Genomic DNA, 15,661 nt, shown 5'->3' on the forward strand with positions numbered 1-15,661 from the left:
GGCACAATGGTCTGCGCCGAGCGTCGTCGACGACCGGCCCCCACCGCCTCGACCGAGAGATCACCATGCGCCGCTCCCTGTCCCTCCTGGCCGTCCCCGCCCTCGTGCTCGCGCTCGCCGCGTGCTCCGGCGACGACGGGGCCGCCCCCGCCGACACGTCCTCGCCGTCGAGCTCGTCGAGCTCCGCCGCAAGCGACGTCCCCCAGCGCGCCACCGGCGCCGACCAGGAGCCCACCCCGGGCTTCCCGACCGTCGAGCTCGACGCCGACGGCCGACCGACCGTGACGATCCCCGACTCGGCGGCGCCCACCGAGACGCAGGTCGAGGTGCTCAAGAAGGGCGACGGCGCGGTCGTCGCCGACGGCGACACCGTCACGGTGCAGTACCAGGGCGTCAACTGGACGACCGGCGAGGTCTTCGACGAGAGCTGGTCGCGCGGCGCACCGGCGACCTTCGCCACCACGCAGGTCATCACGGGCTTCGCCCAGGGCATGGTCGGGCAGACCGTCGGCTCGCAGACGGTCGTCGTGATCCCCCCGGCCGACGGCTACGGCGCGTCGGGCCAGCCGCAGGCCGGCATCGGCGGCACGGACGACCTCGTCTTCGTCATCGACATCCTCGCCGTCGGCTGACGTGACCCGCCTTCACCGTCTCCCGCGCCTCCTCGCGGCCGCCGTCCTGCCGCTCGTCGCGGCGGGTCTCGTCGGCTGCACGGGCGGCGGCGAGCCGGCGCCGTCCGACGGCACGGCCTCGGGCACGGCGACCGCAGCGACGCGTGACTGCCTGCCGTCGGGCTCGGCGTCCGAGTCGGTCCAGGTGTCGGGCGACGTCGGCACGCAGCCGACCATCGCCCTGAGCGGGCCGGTCGACGTCTCGTCCAGCCAGCAGACGGTCGTGACGGCGGGCACCGGGGAGCGCACGGGCACGGGCGACGTCGTCCGCGTGGCGATCACGGTCTTCGACGCCACGACCGGCGACCTCGTCAACTCGGCCGGCTACGAGAGCGGCACCGGCGAGCAGCTGACCATCAGCGCCGACTACTACGTGCCGGGGCTCGAGGGCGCCCTGCTCTGTGCGCAGGCCGGGGGCCGCACGGTCACCGTCGCCTCCGCGGCCGACATGCAGCCGAGCACCGAGGGCACGGACCCGCCCAACGCCGCCGCCGTCATCGTGGTCGACACCTTCGCGGTCGTCCCGACCCGGGCGACGGGGGCCGACCAGGAGGCGCAGCCGGGCTTCCCGTCGGTCGAGCTCGCCGACGACGGCCGCCCGACGGTCACCCTCCCCGAGGGCGACCCGCCCACGGACCTGCAGGTCGAGGTCCTCAAGCTCGGCGACGGCCCGGTCGTGCCCGACCCGGCCAACGTCACCGTCCAGTACCAAGGCGTGAACTGGCGCACCGGCGAGGTCTTCGACGAGAGCTGGGGGAGCGGCACGCTCGCGACGTTCTCGACCCAGCAGGTCGTCAGCGGATTCGCCTCCGCGATGATCGGCCAGACCGTCGGGTCGCAGGTGCTCGTCGTCGTGCCGCCCGCGGAGGGCTACGGGGAGGCCGGCCAGGCCTCGGCCGGCATCGAGCCCGGCGACACGCTCGTCTTCGTCATCGACGTGCTCGCCGTCGCCTAGCCCGCCCCGCCCCGCCCCGACTCGCCGCCCGACGCCGGGCCGGGCCGGGCCGCGGCGGCCCCGGCCGAGGCCAGCCCGCGGGCCCTAGGCTGCTGGCATGCGTCGCGTCACGATCCTCGGCTCCACCGGCTCCATCGGCGTCCAGGCGCTCGACGTGGTCCGGGCCAACCCCGACCTCTTCGAGGTGGTGGGGCTCTCGGCCGGGAGCAACCGCGAGCTGATCGAGCAGCAGGCGGCCGAGTTCGGGGTCGAGCACGTCGCGCTCGGCACCGACGAGTCCGTGGCGCTCGTCCGCGACGTCGCGACGGACGTCGTCCTCAACGGCATCACCGGCAGCGTCGGCCTCGGCCCCACCCTCGCGGCCCTCGAGTCGGGCGCGACCCTCGCCCTGGCCAACAAGGAGAGCCTCATCGTCGGCGGCGACCTCGTGCGCGAGCGCGCCCGGCCGGGCCAGATCGTCCCCGTCGACTCCGAGCACTCGGCCATCGCACAGGCGCTGCGGTCGGGGACGGAGCGCGAGGTCCGGCGCCTGGTGCTCACCGCCTCCGGTGGCCCGTTCCGGGGTCGCACCCGGGCCGAGCTCGTCGACGTCACCCCCCGGGAGGCCCTCGCGCACCCCACCTGGGACATGGGCCTCGTGGTCACCACGAACTCCTCGACGCTGGTCAACAAGGGGCTCGAGGTGATCGAGGCGCACCTGCTCTTCGACGTCGACTACGACCGGATCGACGTCACCGTCCACCCGCAGTCGATCGTGCACTCCATGGTCGAGTTCGTCGACGGCTCGACCATCGCCCAGGCGTCGCCGCCCGACATGCGCCTGCCCATCTCGCTCGGCCTCGCGTGGCCCGACCGCGTGCCGGGGGTGGGGCGTCCCCTGGACTGGACCACCGCCTCCACCTGGACCTTCGAGCCGCTCGACACCGAGGCCTTCCCCTCGGTCGAGCTCGCGAAGCAGGTCGGCCGGGCCGGCGGCACGGTGCCTGCCGTCTTCAACGCCGCCAACGAGCAGGCGGTCCTGGCCTTCCACGAGGGCCGCGTGGGGTACCTCGGCATCCTCGACACGGTCCGGGAGGTCGTCGACCGCCACGACTCCGGCGTCGCGTCGCTCGAGGGAGTCCTCGAGGCGGAGCGCTGGGCCCGTGCGGAGGCCGACGCGCTGCTCGCCGGCTGATCCGGCCCGGCCGCCGGCGACCGCGGTCGGCTGCCCGCCCCCAGACCTGGGGTGACGGCCCCCGCCGGCCCGGCGTTCCCAGCGTCGCCAGGGCCGGGGCGCACCTCGCCCCCTGGTCCGGGCAGCTACCCTGAGCCGGTGGAAACGATCCTGCTGTACGTGCTCGGCATCCTGATCATGGTGATCGGGCTCGGCGCGTCGATCGCGCTGCACGAGGTGGGCCACCTCGTGCCGGCCAAGAAGTTCGGCGTCAAGGTCGGCCAGTACATGATCGGCTTCGGGCCCACGATCTTCTCCCGCCGTCGCGGCGAGACCGAGTACGGCCTCAAGGCGCTGCCCCTCGGCGGCTACATCTCGATGTCGGGCATGTACCCGCCGAGCGCCGCCGGCGGCTCGCGCACGGCGAGCACCGGCTTCTTCCAGACCCTCGTCCAGGACGCCCGCACCGCCAGCGCCGAGACGATCGACGAGGGGGAGGAGAAGCGCACCTTCTACCGCCTGCCCGTCTACAAGCGGATCATCATCATGCTCGGCGGCCCCGCGATGAACCTCCTCATCGCCGTCGCCCTCTTCGCCGTCCTCCTCTGCGGCTTCGGCACGGCCCAGTCGAGCTCGACCGTGGGCTTCGTGAACGAGTGCGTCCTGCCGGCGGGCTCGACCGAGACCAGCTGCCCGGCGGGGGCGACCCCGGCTCCCGCCTACGCCGCCGGGATGCAGAACGGCGACCGGATCGTGTCGATCGACGGCGTCGCCATGACCGACGGCGACCAGGTCACGAGCACCCTGCGCGCCGCGCCCGACCAGACCCTCGACGTCGTGGTCGAGCGCGACGGGGCCGAGCAGACCCTCCAGGTCACCCCGGTGCTCACCGAGCGCGAGGTCACCGACGACGCCGGAGCCGTCGTGACGGACGCCGACGGCGCGCCGCGCACGCAGGAGGTGGGCTTCGTCGGCATCGGGTTCGCCACCGAGAACGTGCGGCAGCCCGTCACTGCCGTGCTGCCGGCTGTCGGCGACACCGTCGCGCGGGTGGCGAACGTCGTCCTGCACCTCCCGCAGCGGATGGTCGACGTCGCCCAGGCCGCCTTCGGCGGCGGTGAGCGCGACGCGAACGGCCCGGTCAGCGTCGTCGGGGTCGGCCGCATGGCGGGCGAGATCGTCAGCCTCGACAGCATCCCCGTCGTCGACCGGGCGGCGTACCTCGTCAGCCTGCTCGCGAGCCTCAACGTCGCCCTGTTCGTCTTCAACCTGGTTCCCCTGATGCCGCTCGACGGCGGCCACGTCGCCGGCGCCCTCATCGAGGCCGTCCGCCGTGCCGCCGCGAAGCTCCTCCGCCGGCCCGACCCGGGCCCCGTCGACACGGCGAAGGTGATCCCGTTGACCTTCGTGGTCGTCATCGTGCTGGGCGGCATGAGCCTGCTGCTGACCTACGCCGACATCGTCAACCCGATCAAGCTGTTCGGCTGACGCCGGGTCCACTCGGCGCTCAGCCCGCGGGGCTAGCATGTGCTCCGTGCCTGCAGTCAATCTCGGAATGCCGAAGGTCCCCGAAACTCTTGCCCCGCGACGCAAGTCGCGGCAGATCAAGGTCGGCAAGGTCCTCGTCGGAGGAGACGCTCCCGTGAGCGTCCAGTCGATGACGACCACGCCCACCCCGAACATCAACGCGACCCTCCAGCAGATCGCCGAGCTCACCGCGTCCGGCTGCGACATCGTCCGCGTCGCCGTGCCCAGCCGCGACGACGCCGAGGCGCTGCCGGTCATCGCCAAGAAGAGCCAGATCCCGGTGATCGCCGACATCCACTTCCAGCCGAACTACGTGTTCCAGGCGATCGACGCCGGCTGCGCGGCCGTCCGGGTCAACCCCGGCAACATCCGCAAGTTCGACGACCAGGTCGGCAAGATCGCGGCGGCCGCCAAGGCCGCGGGCGTCTCGATCCGCATCGGCGTGAACGCCGGGTCGCTCGAGCCGAGCCTGCTCCAGAAGTACGGCAAGGCCACTCCGGAGGCGCTCGTCGAGTCCGCCGTCTGGGAGGCCTCGCTCTTCGAGGAGCACGACTTCCACGACTTCAAGATCTCGGTCAAGCACAACGACCCGGTCATCATGGTCAAGGCCTACCGCCAGCTCGCCGAGCGCGGCGACTGGCCGCTGCACCTCGGCGTCACCGAGGCCGGCCCCGAGTTCCAGGGCACCATCAAGTCGGCCACCGCCTTCGGCATCCTCCTCGGCGAGGGCATCGGCGACACGATCCGCGTCAGCCTCAGCGCCCCGCCCGCTCAGGAGGTCAAGGTCGGTCTGCAGATCCTCCAGTCGCTGAACCTGCGCGAGCGCAAGCTCGAGATCGTCAGCTGCCCGAGCTGCGGTCGCGCCCAGGTCGACGTCTACAAGCTCGCGAACGACGTCACCGACGGCCTCGAGGGCATGACCGTGCCCCTCCGCGTCGCTGTCATGGGCTGCGTCGTGAACGGCCCCGGCGAGGCCCGCGAGGCCGACCTCGGCGTCGCCTCCGGCAACGGCAAGGGCCAGATCTTCGTCAAGGGCGAGGTCATCAAGACCGTGCCCGAGGCCGAGATCGTCCAGACCCTGATCGAGGAGGCCAACCGCCTCGCCGCCGAGATGCCCCCGGGCGAGGTGGGCTCGCCCCAGGTCCTGACGGTCTGACGACCGCCCGGCGGCCGAGGCCGCCACACCCGCGGGAGGCGCGGTGCGAGCACGATCTCGCACCGCGCCTCCCGCATGTCCGGGCCGGGCACCTCGACGCATGTGTCGTCGTGTGACGTGCCCGCGCGCCCCCGCTCCGCGCAGCCTCCACCATGGAGGGGACGCCCGAGCGAGCGCCGACCCGCGTCGGCCGCCACAGCCGGCTCGTCGCCGCACAGAACACCGAGGAGACCCATGTCCAGCGCCACGCCCCTGATCGACGCCCCGAAGAAGGGCCCCGGTCGACTCATCGCGATCATCGTCGTCGCCGTCGTCGTGATCGCCGCCGCGATCGGGATCGGAGTGGCCGTCGCCGGCCGAGGCGGCTCCGGCGCCGCGGGGGAGACCGTGCGCATCGGGGTCGTCGGCGCGAGCGACCCGTACTGGAAGACCTTCACCGACGCCGCGGCGGAGGAGGGCATCACGGTCGACCTGGTCGACTTCTCCAGCTACGAGCAGCCGAACCCCGCGCTGACCGAGGGCGAGCTCGACCTCAACCAGTTCCAGCACATCGTCTACCTGGCCCAGTACGACGTCGCGGCGGACGCCGACCTCGTGCCGATCGGCTCCACGGCGATCTACCCGCTGCCCCTGTACTCGCAGGAGTACACGTCGGTCGACGACTTCCAGCCCGGCGACACGATCGCCGTGCCCGACGACGCCAGCAACCTCGCCCGCTCGCTGCTCGTCCTCCAGTCGAACGGTCTCATCACGCTGAAGGACGGCGGAGACATCTTCTCCGGGGTGGACGACATCGACGAGTCGAAGTCCACCGTCAAGGTCACGACGGTCGCCGCCGACCTCGCCGCGACGTCGCTGCCCGACTTCGCCGGGGCGATCATCAACAACGAGTACGCGACGAAGGCCGGCCTGTCGGCCGACGACGTGATCGCGCAGGACGACCCGAGCGACCCCGCCGCCCTGCCCTACGTCAACGTGTTCGCGGCCCGCGCCGACGACGCCGACGACCCGACGCTGAAGAAGCTCGTGCAGATCTACCAGGACACCAAGGCCGTCACCGACGGCGTCGTCGAGAACTCGGGCGGCACGGCCGTCACCGTCAAGGTGCCGGTCGCCGACCTCGAGTCGTCGCTCTCCGAGACGAAGGAGCTCGTCGAGCAGAACGGCTGACGCCCGGCCCGCCCTGCCCCGCCCGACCCGTGTGCCACCCTGGTGCACGGGTCGGGCCGTCCCGCCCCTGACGAGGAGAACCATGCCCGCCATCACCCTGACCGACGTCGTGAAGACGTACCCGCCCCGAGAGAAGGGCGGCGCGCCGCTCACCGCCGTCGACGGCGTGAGCCTCGAGATCGCGGACGGCGAGATCTTCGGGATCATCGGCTACTCCGGGGCCGGCAAGAGCACGCTCGTCCGCCTGATCAACGCGCTCGAGCTGACGACCAGCGGGCGGATCGAGATCGACGGCGCTCCCGTCACGGGGCTGCCCGAGCGCGACCTGCGCCGGGTGCGGGCCGGCATCGGCATGATCTTCCAGCAGTTCAACCTCTTCTCGTCCAAGACGGTCTGGGGCAACGTCGAGTTCCCGCTCCGGGCCGCCGGGGTGCCCAAGGCCGAGCACCAGCGGCGGATCAGCGACCTGCTGCACTTCGTCGGCCTCGCCGACAAGGCCCACGTCAGGCCCGACCAGCTCTCGGGCGGGCAGAAGCAGCGCGTCGGCATCGCCCGGGCCCTCGCGACGTCGCCGCGCATCCTCCTCGCCGACGAGGCGACGAGCGCCCTCGACCCCGAGACGACCCAGGAGGTGCTGGGGCTCCTCCGCCGGGTGAACGCTGAGCTCGGCATCACGATCGTCGTCATCACCCACGAGATGGACGTCATCAAGTCCATCGCCGACCGGGTGGCCGTGATGGACTCCGGCAAGGTGGTCGAGCTGGGCCCCACCTTCCAGGTCTTCAGCGAGCCCCGCGAGGCCTCCACCCGCCGCTTCGTGTCGACGGTCGTCGCGGGCAGCCCCGAGGGCGACGAGCTGGCGGCCCTGCGCCGACGCCACCCCGGCCGTCTCGTGACGGTCCGCGTCTCCGAGGGCGGGGTGGACCAGCAGCACGTGTTCGGCGTCCTCGCCCGCCACGGCGTCGGCTTCGAGATCGTCTTCGGCGGCATCGACGAGATCGCCGGCCGGACCTTCGGCACGCTCACGCTCGCCCTGGCGGGCGACGACGGGGCCGTGGAGGCCGCCGTCCGTGAGCTCGGGGCCGCGGCGACGGAGCTCCCCCCGCACACCTCCGGCACGACGCAGAAGGGCCTCTGACCCGTGGACTCCCTCCTCCAGCTCCAGCCCCTGCTCTGGCAGGCGGCGTACGAGACCGTCTACATCGTCGCCCTCACCCTCCTGCTGGGCGGACTCGGCGGCCTCCTCCTCGGGCTCGCGCTCTACCTCACCCGAGCGGGCGCGCTCTTCGCCAACCGCCCGGTCTTCAGCGTGCTGAACGTGGTCGTGAACGTGTTCCGGCCGATCCCGTTCATCATCTTCCTCGCGGCGGCCCAGCCCCTCGCCCGGGCCGTGCTCGGCACCGGCGTCGGCAACACGGCGATCATCTTCACGCTGTCGCTCGCGGCGTCGTTCGCCATCTCCCGCATCGTCGAGCAGAACCTCCTGACCGTGCAGCCGGGCGTGGTCGAGGCCGCGAGGGCCGCGGGCGCCGGCCCGTTCCGCATCATCGGCAGCGTCATCCTGCCCGAGGCCCTCGGGCCGTTGATCCTCGGCTACACCTTCGTCTTCGTCGCGCTCGTCGACATGTCGGCGGTCGCCGGCTACGTGGGCGGCGGCGGCCTCGGGGCCTTCGCCCTCCTCTACGGCTACCGGCAGTTCGACCCGGTCGTGACCTGGGCGGCGGTGCTGCTGATCATCGTGCTGGTGCAGCTCGTCCAGTTCGCCGGCAACGCCCTCGCCCGTCGCGCGCTGCGACGCTGACGGGGGTCGCTGCGACGCCGACGGGGGGTCCCGACGGGGTCGGGCCCGACGGACGTCCGGTCTACAGTGGAGCGCGTGACCGACACGACGACGACTCCCCAGCCCGCCGCGGCCGCAGCCGGTCCGATCAGCCCGGCCGAGATGGAGCGTGCGCACCGGGTTCTCGGCACCGTGTCCGAGGCCTTCTCCCGCAAGGTCGTCGGCCAGACGGCCCTCCGCGACACCCTGCTGATCGCCCTGATCACGGGCGGGCACGTCCTCCTCGAGAGCGTCCCCGGGCTCGCGAAGACCACGGCCGCGCAGACGTTGTCGTCGGCGGTCCAGGCCAGCTTCACGCGCATCCAGTGCACGCCCGACCTGCTGCCGAGCGACATCACGGGCACGCAGATCTACGACGCCCAGAAGTCGACGTTCGTCACGCAGCTGGGGCCCGTGCACAGCAACTTCGTGCTGCTCGACGAGATCAACCGGTCGAGCGCCAAGACCCAGAGCGCCATGCTCGAGGCGATGCAGGAGCGCCAGACGAGCATCGGGGGCCGCGTCTACGCGCTGCCCCGCCCCTTCCTCGTCCTGGCGACCCAGAACCCGATCGAGCAGGAGGGCACCTACCAGCTGCCCGAGGCGCAGCTCGACCGGTTCCTCCTGAAGGAGGTGCTCGACTACCCGAGCCCCGCCGAGGAGGCGGAGGTCATCCGCCGCATCGAGGCCGGCGTGTACGACGAGGGCCGGGCCGACGAGCCGACCGGGGTGACGCTCGACGACGTCGTCTCCCTGCAGGAGCTCGCCAAGCGCGTCTACGTCGACGCGTCGATCGTCAACTACGTCGTGCAGCTGGTCTACGTCACGCGGCACCCGCAGCAGTACCTGCCGGCCGGGCTGGCCGACTACGTCGAGTTCGGCGCCAGCCCGCGGGCCAGCATCGCCTTCGTCCAGGGCGCCCGGGCCCTGGCCCTCCTCCACGGCCGCGACTACGTCATCCCGGAGGACGTCAAGCACCTGCGCCACGGCGTGCTGCGGCACCGGGTCATCCTCGGGTACGAAGCCGCGGCCGACGACGTCCGGCCCGAGACCGTCATCGACGCCGTGTTCGGCGCGGTGCAGACTCCCTGACGCCGTGCCGGGCCTGCTGCTCCGGGTGCGCACGAAGATGTCGCTGTTCGCCCACCGACGCACCCTCGACCTGCTCGAGGGCGGCTACGCCTCGGTGCACCACGGGCGCAGCCACGACTTCGACGACCTGCGCGCGTACGTGCCGGGCGACGAGGTGCGCGACATCGACTGGAAAGCCACCGCGCGCCACGGCGAGCCGCTCGTCAAGCGGTACATCGCCAGCCGCCGCCGCCATCTGGTCCTGGTCGTCGACACCGGCCGCAACATGGCCGCGACGGCCGCCGGCGGCGAGACCAAGAAGGACATCGCGGTCATGGCGGCCGGGGCCCTCGCCTACATCGCCGCGCAGCACGGCGACGTGGTCAGCCTCGTCGCGGGCGACGAGTCGGGCACCCGCGCCTACCCCGCCGGCTCCACCGACGCGCACCTCGAGATGCTGCTGAGGCGCGTCGACGAGCGGGTGAGCCTCGAGGCGCCCCGCAGCGACCTGCACGGCGTCCTGTCGTGGGTCGCCCGGGGCGTGCGCCGGCGCTCGATGCTGCTCGTCGTCGCCGACGACGTCGTGCTCGACGAGGCGCTCGAGAAGCTGCTGCGGCGGCTCCGCGCCCAGCACGAGGTCCTCTGGCTCACGGTCGGCGACGCCGACCTGATGAGCCGTGCAGGCCACGCGCGTGACCTCTACGACGTCCAGGAGACCGCGGGGCTGCCCGCGTACCTCCGCGAGAACGGAGCCCTGCGGGTCGCCTTCGACGCCTCGTCCGAGCGACGGGTCGGCGACGTCGAGCGGCAGCTGCAGGCCCTCGGCATCAGCAGCGAGCGCCTCACCGCGCAGTCGCAGGTCGTCCCCGGCCTCTTCGCCCTGATCGAGAAGCACCGCCGTGCTCGACGATAACGGCTTCTTCGGCCCGTATCAGTACCAGTGGTGGGTGCTCTGGCTCGTCCTCGGCCTGTTGCTCCTGGCGCTGGTCGTCGGCTGGTGGGTCTTCGTGGTGCGGTTCTCGGCGCGACGGCTCCCGCCGGCCGAGCGCGCCGCCCGCCGTGCGGCCGCCGTCGACCTCCCGAGCGTCCGCGCCCGCTACCTCGGCCTGGTCGACGAGGTCGAGGCCGCGGCCGCGGCGGGCAGGCTCGACGACCGCGCCGTCCACGGCCGGCTCAGCCTCCTGCTGCGCTCCTTCGCCCACGAGACCGCCGGCGTCGACACCCAGGTGATGACGCTGGCCGACCTGCGGGAGTCCGACCTCCCGCAGCTCACCGGTGCGGTCGAGGAGTACTACCCGCCCGCCTTCCGGCAGGCGCACCCGGGCGACGCGCGCCACGCCGTCGCCACGGCACGGGAGGTGATCACCTCGTGGGCCTGATCTTCTGGTGGGTGCCCCTCGTGGCGCTCGTGGTCGCGGGAGTCGCGGTCTGGCTCACCGTGCGTCGCCTCCGTCGCGAACGGGGTCGCCTCCGTCGCCTCGGCACGCCCGTCGCGCACAGCGAGCGCCTCACCGAGCTGCCGGTGTACCGCCGGCTGGTGCGCCGGTACCGCGCGCTGCTCGTGGCCGCGCTCGTCGTCCTGGTCGCCCTGGGCGGCGTCGGCGCGCTGCTCGCCGCACGCCCCTCGTCGACCCAGGTGGTCGAGCCGCCGTCCTACAAGCGCGACATCGTGCTGTGCCTCGACGTCTCCGGCTCGATGACCGAGGTCGACGCGCAGATCGTCGACACGTTCGCCCAGCTGGCACAGGGGCTCGACGGCGAGCGGATCGGCCTGACGCTCTTCGACAGCTCGGCCGTGACGGCCTTCCCCCTGACCGACGACTACGACTTCGTGACCGAGCAGCTCCAGCGCTACGGCGCCTCCTTCGACTCCCTCGGTGAAGACGGCACGCGCTACTGGTCGGGCACGGACCTCGGCGAGGGGGCCTCGTTGATCGGCGACGGCCTCGCGTCGTGCGTGCTCGGCTTCGACGGGGGCAGCGAGAGCACCCGACCGAAGTCGGTGGTGCTCGCGACCGACAACTACGTCAACGGCCAGGCGCTCGTGACCCTCACCGAGGCGGGCGAGCTCGCCGCCGAGCGCGACGTGCGCGTCTACGCGCTGAACCCAGCCGACTACTCGTCCGACGCCGTCGCCGACGAGGTGGCGGGCGAGCTCGAGCAGGTCGCCGTCGACACCGGCGGGGCCTACTACGCCCTGAACGACGACGACACGGTCTCCGCGGTGATCGACGCCATCGACGAGCGGGAGGCCGGGCTGTTCACGGGCACGCGCCGGCTCGTCGTCACCGACCGGCCCCAGGGGCTCGTCATCGCGGCCCTGCTGGGCGTCGCGGGCGCGTTCCTCCTGCTCTGGCGGGTGCGGCTGTGAGCGCGGTCGGCACGGGGGAGGCGCTGGTCACCGCCTCGACGGGGGTCGCCCGGGCCGTCGTGTTCCAGCCCGTGCTGCCCTGGTGGCTGCTCGCCGTCGTCGGTGTCGCCCTGCTGGGCTTCACGGCGTGGCGGCTCGTCGCGGAGCGGTCGAACCGGCGGCTCGCCCGGGCCTGGGCTCGGCGCCTGGGCGTCGTGGCGCTGCTCCTCGTCGTGGCCGCCCGCCCCGGCCTGCCGGGAGGCTCGGCGGAGGCGTCGGTCGCGCAGGTCAACGTCTTCTTCGTCGTCGACACGACCTCGAGCATCGCGGCGGAGGACTGGGGCGACGGGCAGCCGCGGCTGACGGGGGTCCGCGCCGACGTGGCCGCCGTCGCGGAGCAGCTCGCGGGCGCGCGGTTCTCGCTCATCAGCTTCGACAGCACCGCCGTGCTCCGCACCCCGCTGACCGACGACGCGGCCGCCGTCGTGTCGGCCGCCGACGTCATGAACCAAGAGATCACGACGTACTCGCGGGGCAGCTCGATCAGCGAGGCGAACGACCTCCTCGCCGAGCGCCTGGCCGAGGCCCGCGACGCGGACCCGGCGCGGGCGAACGTCGTCTACTACCTGGGCGACGGCGAGCAGACCTCGGGCGACGAGCCCGAGTCGTTCGCCGAGGCGGCCGGCGATGTCGACGGGGGAGCGGTGCTCGGCTACGGCACCGCCCAGGGCGGGCCGATGAAGGTCTTCGACGGGTACGGCGACGAGTACAGCGACGACGAGTACATCCTCGACCGGACGCGGGCGGGGGAGCCCGAGGCGGTCTCGCGCATCGACGAGGACGCCCTCCGCACCGTCGCCGAGCAGCTCGGGGTCCCGTACGAGCACCGGACGGCGGGCACGAGCGTCGACTCCGTCGTCGCCGACGTGCGCTCGGGCAGCGTCGCCTCGGACGCGACGCGGTCCGAGACGGTGACCGACCTGTACTGGATCGCCGCGGTGCCGCTCTTCCTCCTCGTGCTCGTGGACGCCCTCCAGGTCGCCCGTGCCCTGGCGGAGGTCGGGCCCGCGCGGCGCCCTCGGCCCACGGGCGCCGGCGGCCCCGGCACGCCGCCCCGCGCCTCCGACGCCCGCCGACCGACCCCCGGAGCCCGACCGTGACCGACACCCTGCCCCCGCCTCCCGTCGAGGTCGCGCGCGCCCGAGACGTCGCCCCCGCCCGCACGGTCGAGGAGTACCGGCGGCGCCTGCGTCGCCGTCTCCTGCTGTGGTCGGCCCCGGTCGCCCTCGTCGTCCTCCTCGTCGCGGTCAAGCTGCTGTCACTCCCGATCGCCGCGGCGCTCACGCAGCAGGCGTACGGAGCCCGCGAGTTCGAGCGCGCCGCGTCGGCGACCGGGCCGCTCGGGGTCGTCAACGTCGTCGAGCCCTGGGTCCACCACTTCGACCGGGGCACGGCCTACGCCCAGATCGGGGTGCTCGACGTCGCGCGCCAGGAGTTCGTCACCGCCCTCGACCTCGCCCCCGACGACGACACGGTCTCCTGCGTGATCCGCACCGACCTGGTCCTGACCATCGAGGCACAGGGCGACGCCGCGCTGCTCGAGCTCCGCTACGCGGACGCCGAGGCGCTCTACGCGCTGGGCCTGACGACGATCGAGGAGGCGCCCGAGGGCTGCTTCCAGCCCCCGGACGACCCGCAGCAGCCCGACACCTCCGAGCCGCTCGACCAGGCGGACGGCCGCCTGGGCGAGAAGCAGCAGGAGGCGCAGGGCGAGCCGGGCGACGGCGACCCGGGCGGAGGCGACGGGAGCGATCCCGCCCCCGGCGACGGGGAGGAGGGCGACGGCGGCGCCGGCGGGCAGACGCCCCTCGAGCAGCTGCAGGAGCAGGGCGAGCAGAGCCAGCAGGAGCAGCAGCGCGACCAGGACCGCGAGCGGTACTACGAGCAGAACCCGGGGGACTACGACGGCAGGCCCTGGTGAGGTGCCGTCGCGCCCCTAAGCTGGTCGGGTGTCCACGCGCCTCTCCCAGCTCTTCGTCCGCACCCTCCGAGAAGACCCCTCCGACGCGGAGGTGACCAGCCACCGCCTCCTCGTGCGGGCCGGCTACATCCGCCGCCAGGCGCCGGGCGTGTTCGCCTGGCTGCCGCTCGGCCTCCGGGTCAAGGCCCGGATCGAGGCTGTCATCCGCGACGAGATGGCCGCCGCCGGCGCCCAGGAGGTCCACTTCCCGGCGCTGTTGCCGCGCGAGCCCTACGAGGCCACCGGCCGCTGGACGGAGTACGGCGAGGGCATGTTCCGCCTGAAGGACCGCAAGGACGCCGACTACCTCCTGGCGCCCACGCACGAGGAGGCCTTCACCCTGCTCGTCAAGGACCTCTACGCGTCGTACAAGGACCTCCCGCTGACCCTCTTCCAGATCCAGGACAAGTACCGCGACGAGGCCCGGCCCCGGGCCGGTCTCCTGCGCGGCCGCGAGTTCACGATGAAGGACGCCTACTCGTTCGACGTCCGCGACGAGGGGCTCGAGGTCAGCTACCAGGCCCAGCGCGACGCCTACGAGCGCATCTTCACGCGACTCGGCCTCGAGTACGTCATCGTCCAGGCCGATGCCGGGGCCATGGGCGGCTCCCGCTCCGAGGAGTTCCTGCACCCCACCGAGGTCGGCGAAGACACGTTCGTCCGGTCGGCCGGCGGCTACGCGGCGAACGTCGAGGCGTTCACCACCACGGTGCCCGCCACCGTGCCGATCGAGGGCCAGCCCGCCGCCGTGATGCTCGACAAGGCCGACACGCCCACGATCGCGTCGCTCGTCGAGCAGCTCGAGACCGCGCACCCCCGCGCCGACGGGCGTCCCTGGACGGCCGCCGACACGCTCAAGAACGTCGTCGTGGCGCTCACGCACCTCGACGGCACGCGCGAGCTCGTCGTCGTCGGCCTGCCCGGCGACCGCGACGTCGACATGAAGCGGCTCGAGGTCGCGTTCGCCCCGGCCGAGGTCGACGCCGCCGGCGACGCCGACTTCGCGAAGGCGCCCGGCCTGGTGAAGGGCTACATCGGGCCCGGCGGCGCGGGCTGGGGAGCCGGCATCCGCTACGTCGTCGACCCCCGCGTCGTCGAGGGCAGCTCGTGGGTCACCGGGGCCAACATCCCCGGCGTCCACGTCGCGGGCCTCGTCGCCGGCCGCGACTTCGAGCACGACGGCGTCGTCGAGGCGGCCCAGGTGCGCGAGGGCGACCCGGCCCCCGACGGCTCCGGCCCCATCGAGACCGCGCGCGGCATGGAGATCGGCCACGTCTTCCAGCTGGGCCGCAAGTACGCCGAGGCCCTCGGCCTCAAGGTGCTCGACGAGAACGGCAAGCAGGTCACCGTCACGATGGGCTCGTACGGCATCGGCGTGACCCGCATCCTCGCCGTCATCGCCGAGGCGAACAACGACGAGAAGGGCCTCGTCTGGCCCGAGAACGTGGCGCCCTTCGACGTGCACGTCGTGGCCACCGGCAAGGACCCGGTCGTCTTCGAGGTCGCCGAGGCCCTGACCGCCGAGCTCGAGCAGCACCGCCTCGACGTCCTCTACGACGACCGTCCGAAGGTCTCGCCGGGCGTGAAGTTCGGCGACGCCGAGCTCCTCGGCGTGCCGCGGATCGTCGTCGTGGGCCGCTCGGCCGGCGAGGGCGTCGTCGAGCTCTGGGACCGCCGCACGGGCGAGCGCACCCCCGTCACCGTGGCCGAGGCCGTGGCGGCGCTCTCGGCACCGCGCGCCTCCTGACCACCGGCACCGCGCCTCCCCG

Annotated in this window: 15 protein-coding genes; all 15 read left to right on the plus strand. The window is 73.0% G+C overall.

Annotated features, from left to right (window positions below; translation table 11 throughout):
• Positions 1-65: 65 nt before the first annotated feature.
• Positions 66-632: an FKBP-type peptidyl-prolyl cis-trans isomerase gene (locus JOE43_RS09515; RefSeq protein WP_209517301.1), complete on the plus strand. Its 567-nt coding sequence runs from the start codon at positions 66-68 to the stop codon at positions 630-632.
• A 1-nt stretch (position 633) separates the two neighbouring features.
• Complete coding sequence (locus tag JOE43_RS16205; RefSeq protein ID WP_209517303.1) at positions 634-1,626, plus strand: FKBP-type peptidyl-prolyl cis-trans isomerase; 993 nt, start codon at positions 634-636, stop codon at positions 1,624-1,626.
• A gap of 97 nt (positions 1,627-1,723) precedes the next feature.
• On the plus strand, positions 1,724-2,800 hold the full coding sequence (gene dxr, locus JOE43_RS09525) for a 1-deoxy-D-xylulose-5-phosphate reductoisomerase (protein ID WP_209517305.1): 1,077 nt from the start codon (positions 1,724-1,726) through the stop codon (positions 2,798-2,800).
• A gap of 138 nt (positions 2,801-2,938) precedes the next feature.
• A complete protein-coding gene (locus JOE43_RS09530) occupies positions 2,939-4,267 on the plus strand; it encodes a site-2 protease family protein (protein WP_307803307.1) in 1,329 nt (442 codons plus the stop codon).
• Between the two features lie 46 nt (positions 4,268-4,313).
• Positions 4,314-5,462: a flavodoxin-dependent (E)-4-hydroxy-3-methylbut-2-enyl-diphosphate synthase gene (ispG, locus tag JOE43_RS09535; protein ID WP_209517307.1), complete on the plus strand. Its 1,149-nt coding sequence runs from the start codon at positions 4,314-4,316 to the stop codon at positions 5,460-5,462.
• 234 nt (positions 5,463-5,696) lie between these two features.
• Positions 5,697-6,632, plus strand: a complete 936-nt coding sequence (locus tag JOE43_RS09540; RefSeq protein WP_209517309.1) for a MetQ/NlpA family ABC transporter substrate-binding protein — start codon at positions 5,697-5,699, stop codon at positions 6,630-6,632.
• Between the two features lie 82 nt (positions 6,633-6,714).
• A complete protein-coding gene (locus JOE43_RS09545) occupies positions 6,715-7,770 on the plus strand; it encodes a methionine ABC transporter ATP-binding protein (RefSeq protein WP_209517310.1) in 1,056 nt (351 codons plus the stop codon).
• A 3-nt stretch (positions 7,771-7,773) separates the two neighbouring features.
• A complete protein-coding gene (locus JOE43_RS09550) occupies positions 7,774-8,433 on the plus strand; it encodes a methionine ABC transporter permease (RefSeq protein ID WP_056054022.1) in 660 nt (219 codons plus the stop codon).
• Between the two features lie 141 nt (positions 8,434-8,574).
• Positions 8,575-9,543, plus strand: coding sequence for a MoxR family ATPase (locus tag JOE43_RS09555; RefSeq protein ID WP_209519161.1), 969 nt, complete (start codon positions 8,575-8,577; stop codon positions 9,541-9,543).
• 4 nt (positions 9,544-9,547) lie between these two features.
• The gene (locus JOE43_RS09560; RefSeq protein ID WP_209517312.1) at positions 9,548-10,435 is read left to right on the plus strand and encodes a DUF58 domain-containing protein; all 888 of its coding nucleotides are present in this window, start codon (positions 9,548-9,550) and stop codon (positions 10,433-10,435) included.
• Positions 10,422-10,901: a hypothetical protein gene (locus JOE43_RS09565; protein ID WP_209517314.1), complete on the plus strand. Its 480-nt coding sequence runs from the start codon at positions 10,422-10,424 to the stop codon at positions 10,899-10,901. Before JOE43_RS09560 ends, JOE43_RS09565 begins: the two co-directional genes overlap by 14 nt.
• Complete coding sequence (locus JOE43_RS09570) at positions 10,892-11,893, plus strand: VWA domain-containing protein (protein WP_209517316.1); 1,002 nt, start codon at positions 10,892-10,894, stop codon at positions 11,891-11,893. The genes JOE43_RS09565 and JOE43_RS09570 overlap by 10 nt, the downstream gene beginning before the upstream one ends.
• Positions 11,890-13,032 carry a vWA domain-containing protein gene (locus JOE43_RS09575; protein ID WP_307803308.1) on the plus strand — a complete coding sequence of 381 codons (1,143 nt, stop codon included), beginning with the start codon at positions 11,890-11,892 and terminating at the stop codon, positions 13,030-13,032. Before JOE43_RS09570 ends, JOE43_RS09575 begins: the two co-directional genes overlap by 4 nt.
• Positions 13,029-13,853, plus strand: a complete 825-nt coding sequence (locus tag JOE43_RS09580; protein ID WP_209517318.1) for a hypothetical protein — start codon at positions 13,029-13,031, stop codon at positions 13,851-13,853. Before JOE43_RS09575 ends, JOE43_RS09580 begins: the two co-directional genes overlap by 4 nt.
• Positions 13,854-13,881: 28 nt before the next feature.
• Positions 13,882-15,639: a proline--tRNA ligase gene (locus tag JOE43_RS09585; RefSeq protein WP_209517320.1), complete on the plus strand. Its 1,758-nt coding sequence runs from the start codon at positions 13,882-13,884 to the stop codon at positions 15,637-15,639.
• Positions 15,640-15,661: the final 22 nt, after the last annotated feature.

Source organism: Frigoribacterium sp. PvP121 (assembly GCF_017833115.1).
Classification (GTDB): domain Bacteria; phylum Actinomycetota; class Actinomycetes; order Actinomycetales; family Microbacteriaceae; genus Frigoribacterium; species Frigoribacterium endophyticum.

What these genes read in the sequence shown, in the direction of transcription:
- dxr (WP_209517305.1), top strand. Translation starts at nt 1,724, where the DNA reads ATGCGTCGCGTCACGATCCTCGGCTCCACCGGCTCCATCGGCGTCCAG.
- JOE43_RS09545 (WP_209517310.1), top strand. Translation starts at nt 6,715, where the DNA reads ATGCCCGCCATCACCCTGACCGACGTCGTGAAGACGTACCCGCCCCGA.
- JOE43_RS09555 (WP_209519161.1), top strand. Translation starts at nt 8,575, where the DNA reads ATGGAGCGTGCGCACCGGGTTCTCGGCACCGTGTCCGAGGCCTTCTCC.
- JOE43_RS09540 (WP_209517309.1), top strand. Translation starts at nt 5,697, where the DNA reads ATGTCCAGCGCCACGCCCCTGATCGACGCCCCGAAGAAGGGCCCCGGT.
- JOE43_RS09515 (WP_209517301.1), top strand. Translation starts at nt 66, where the DNA reads ATGCGCCGCTCCCTGTCCCTCCTGGCCGTCCCCGCCCTCGTGCTCGCG.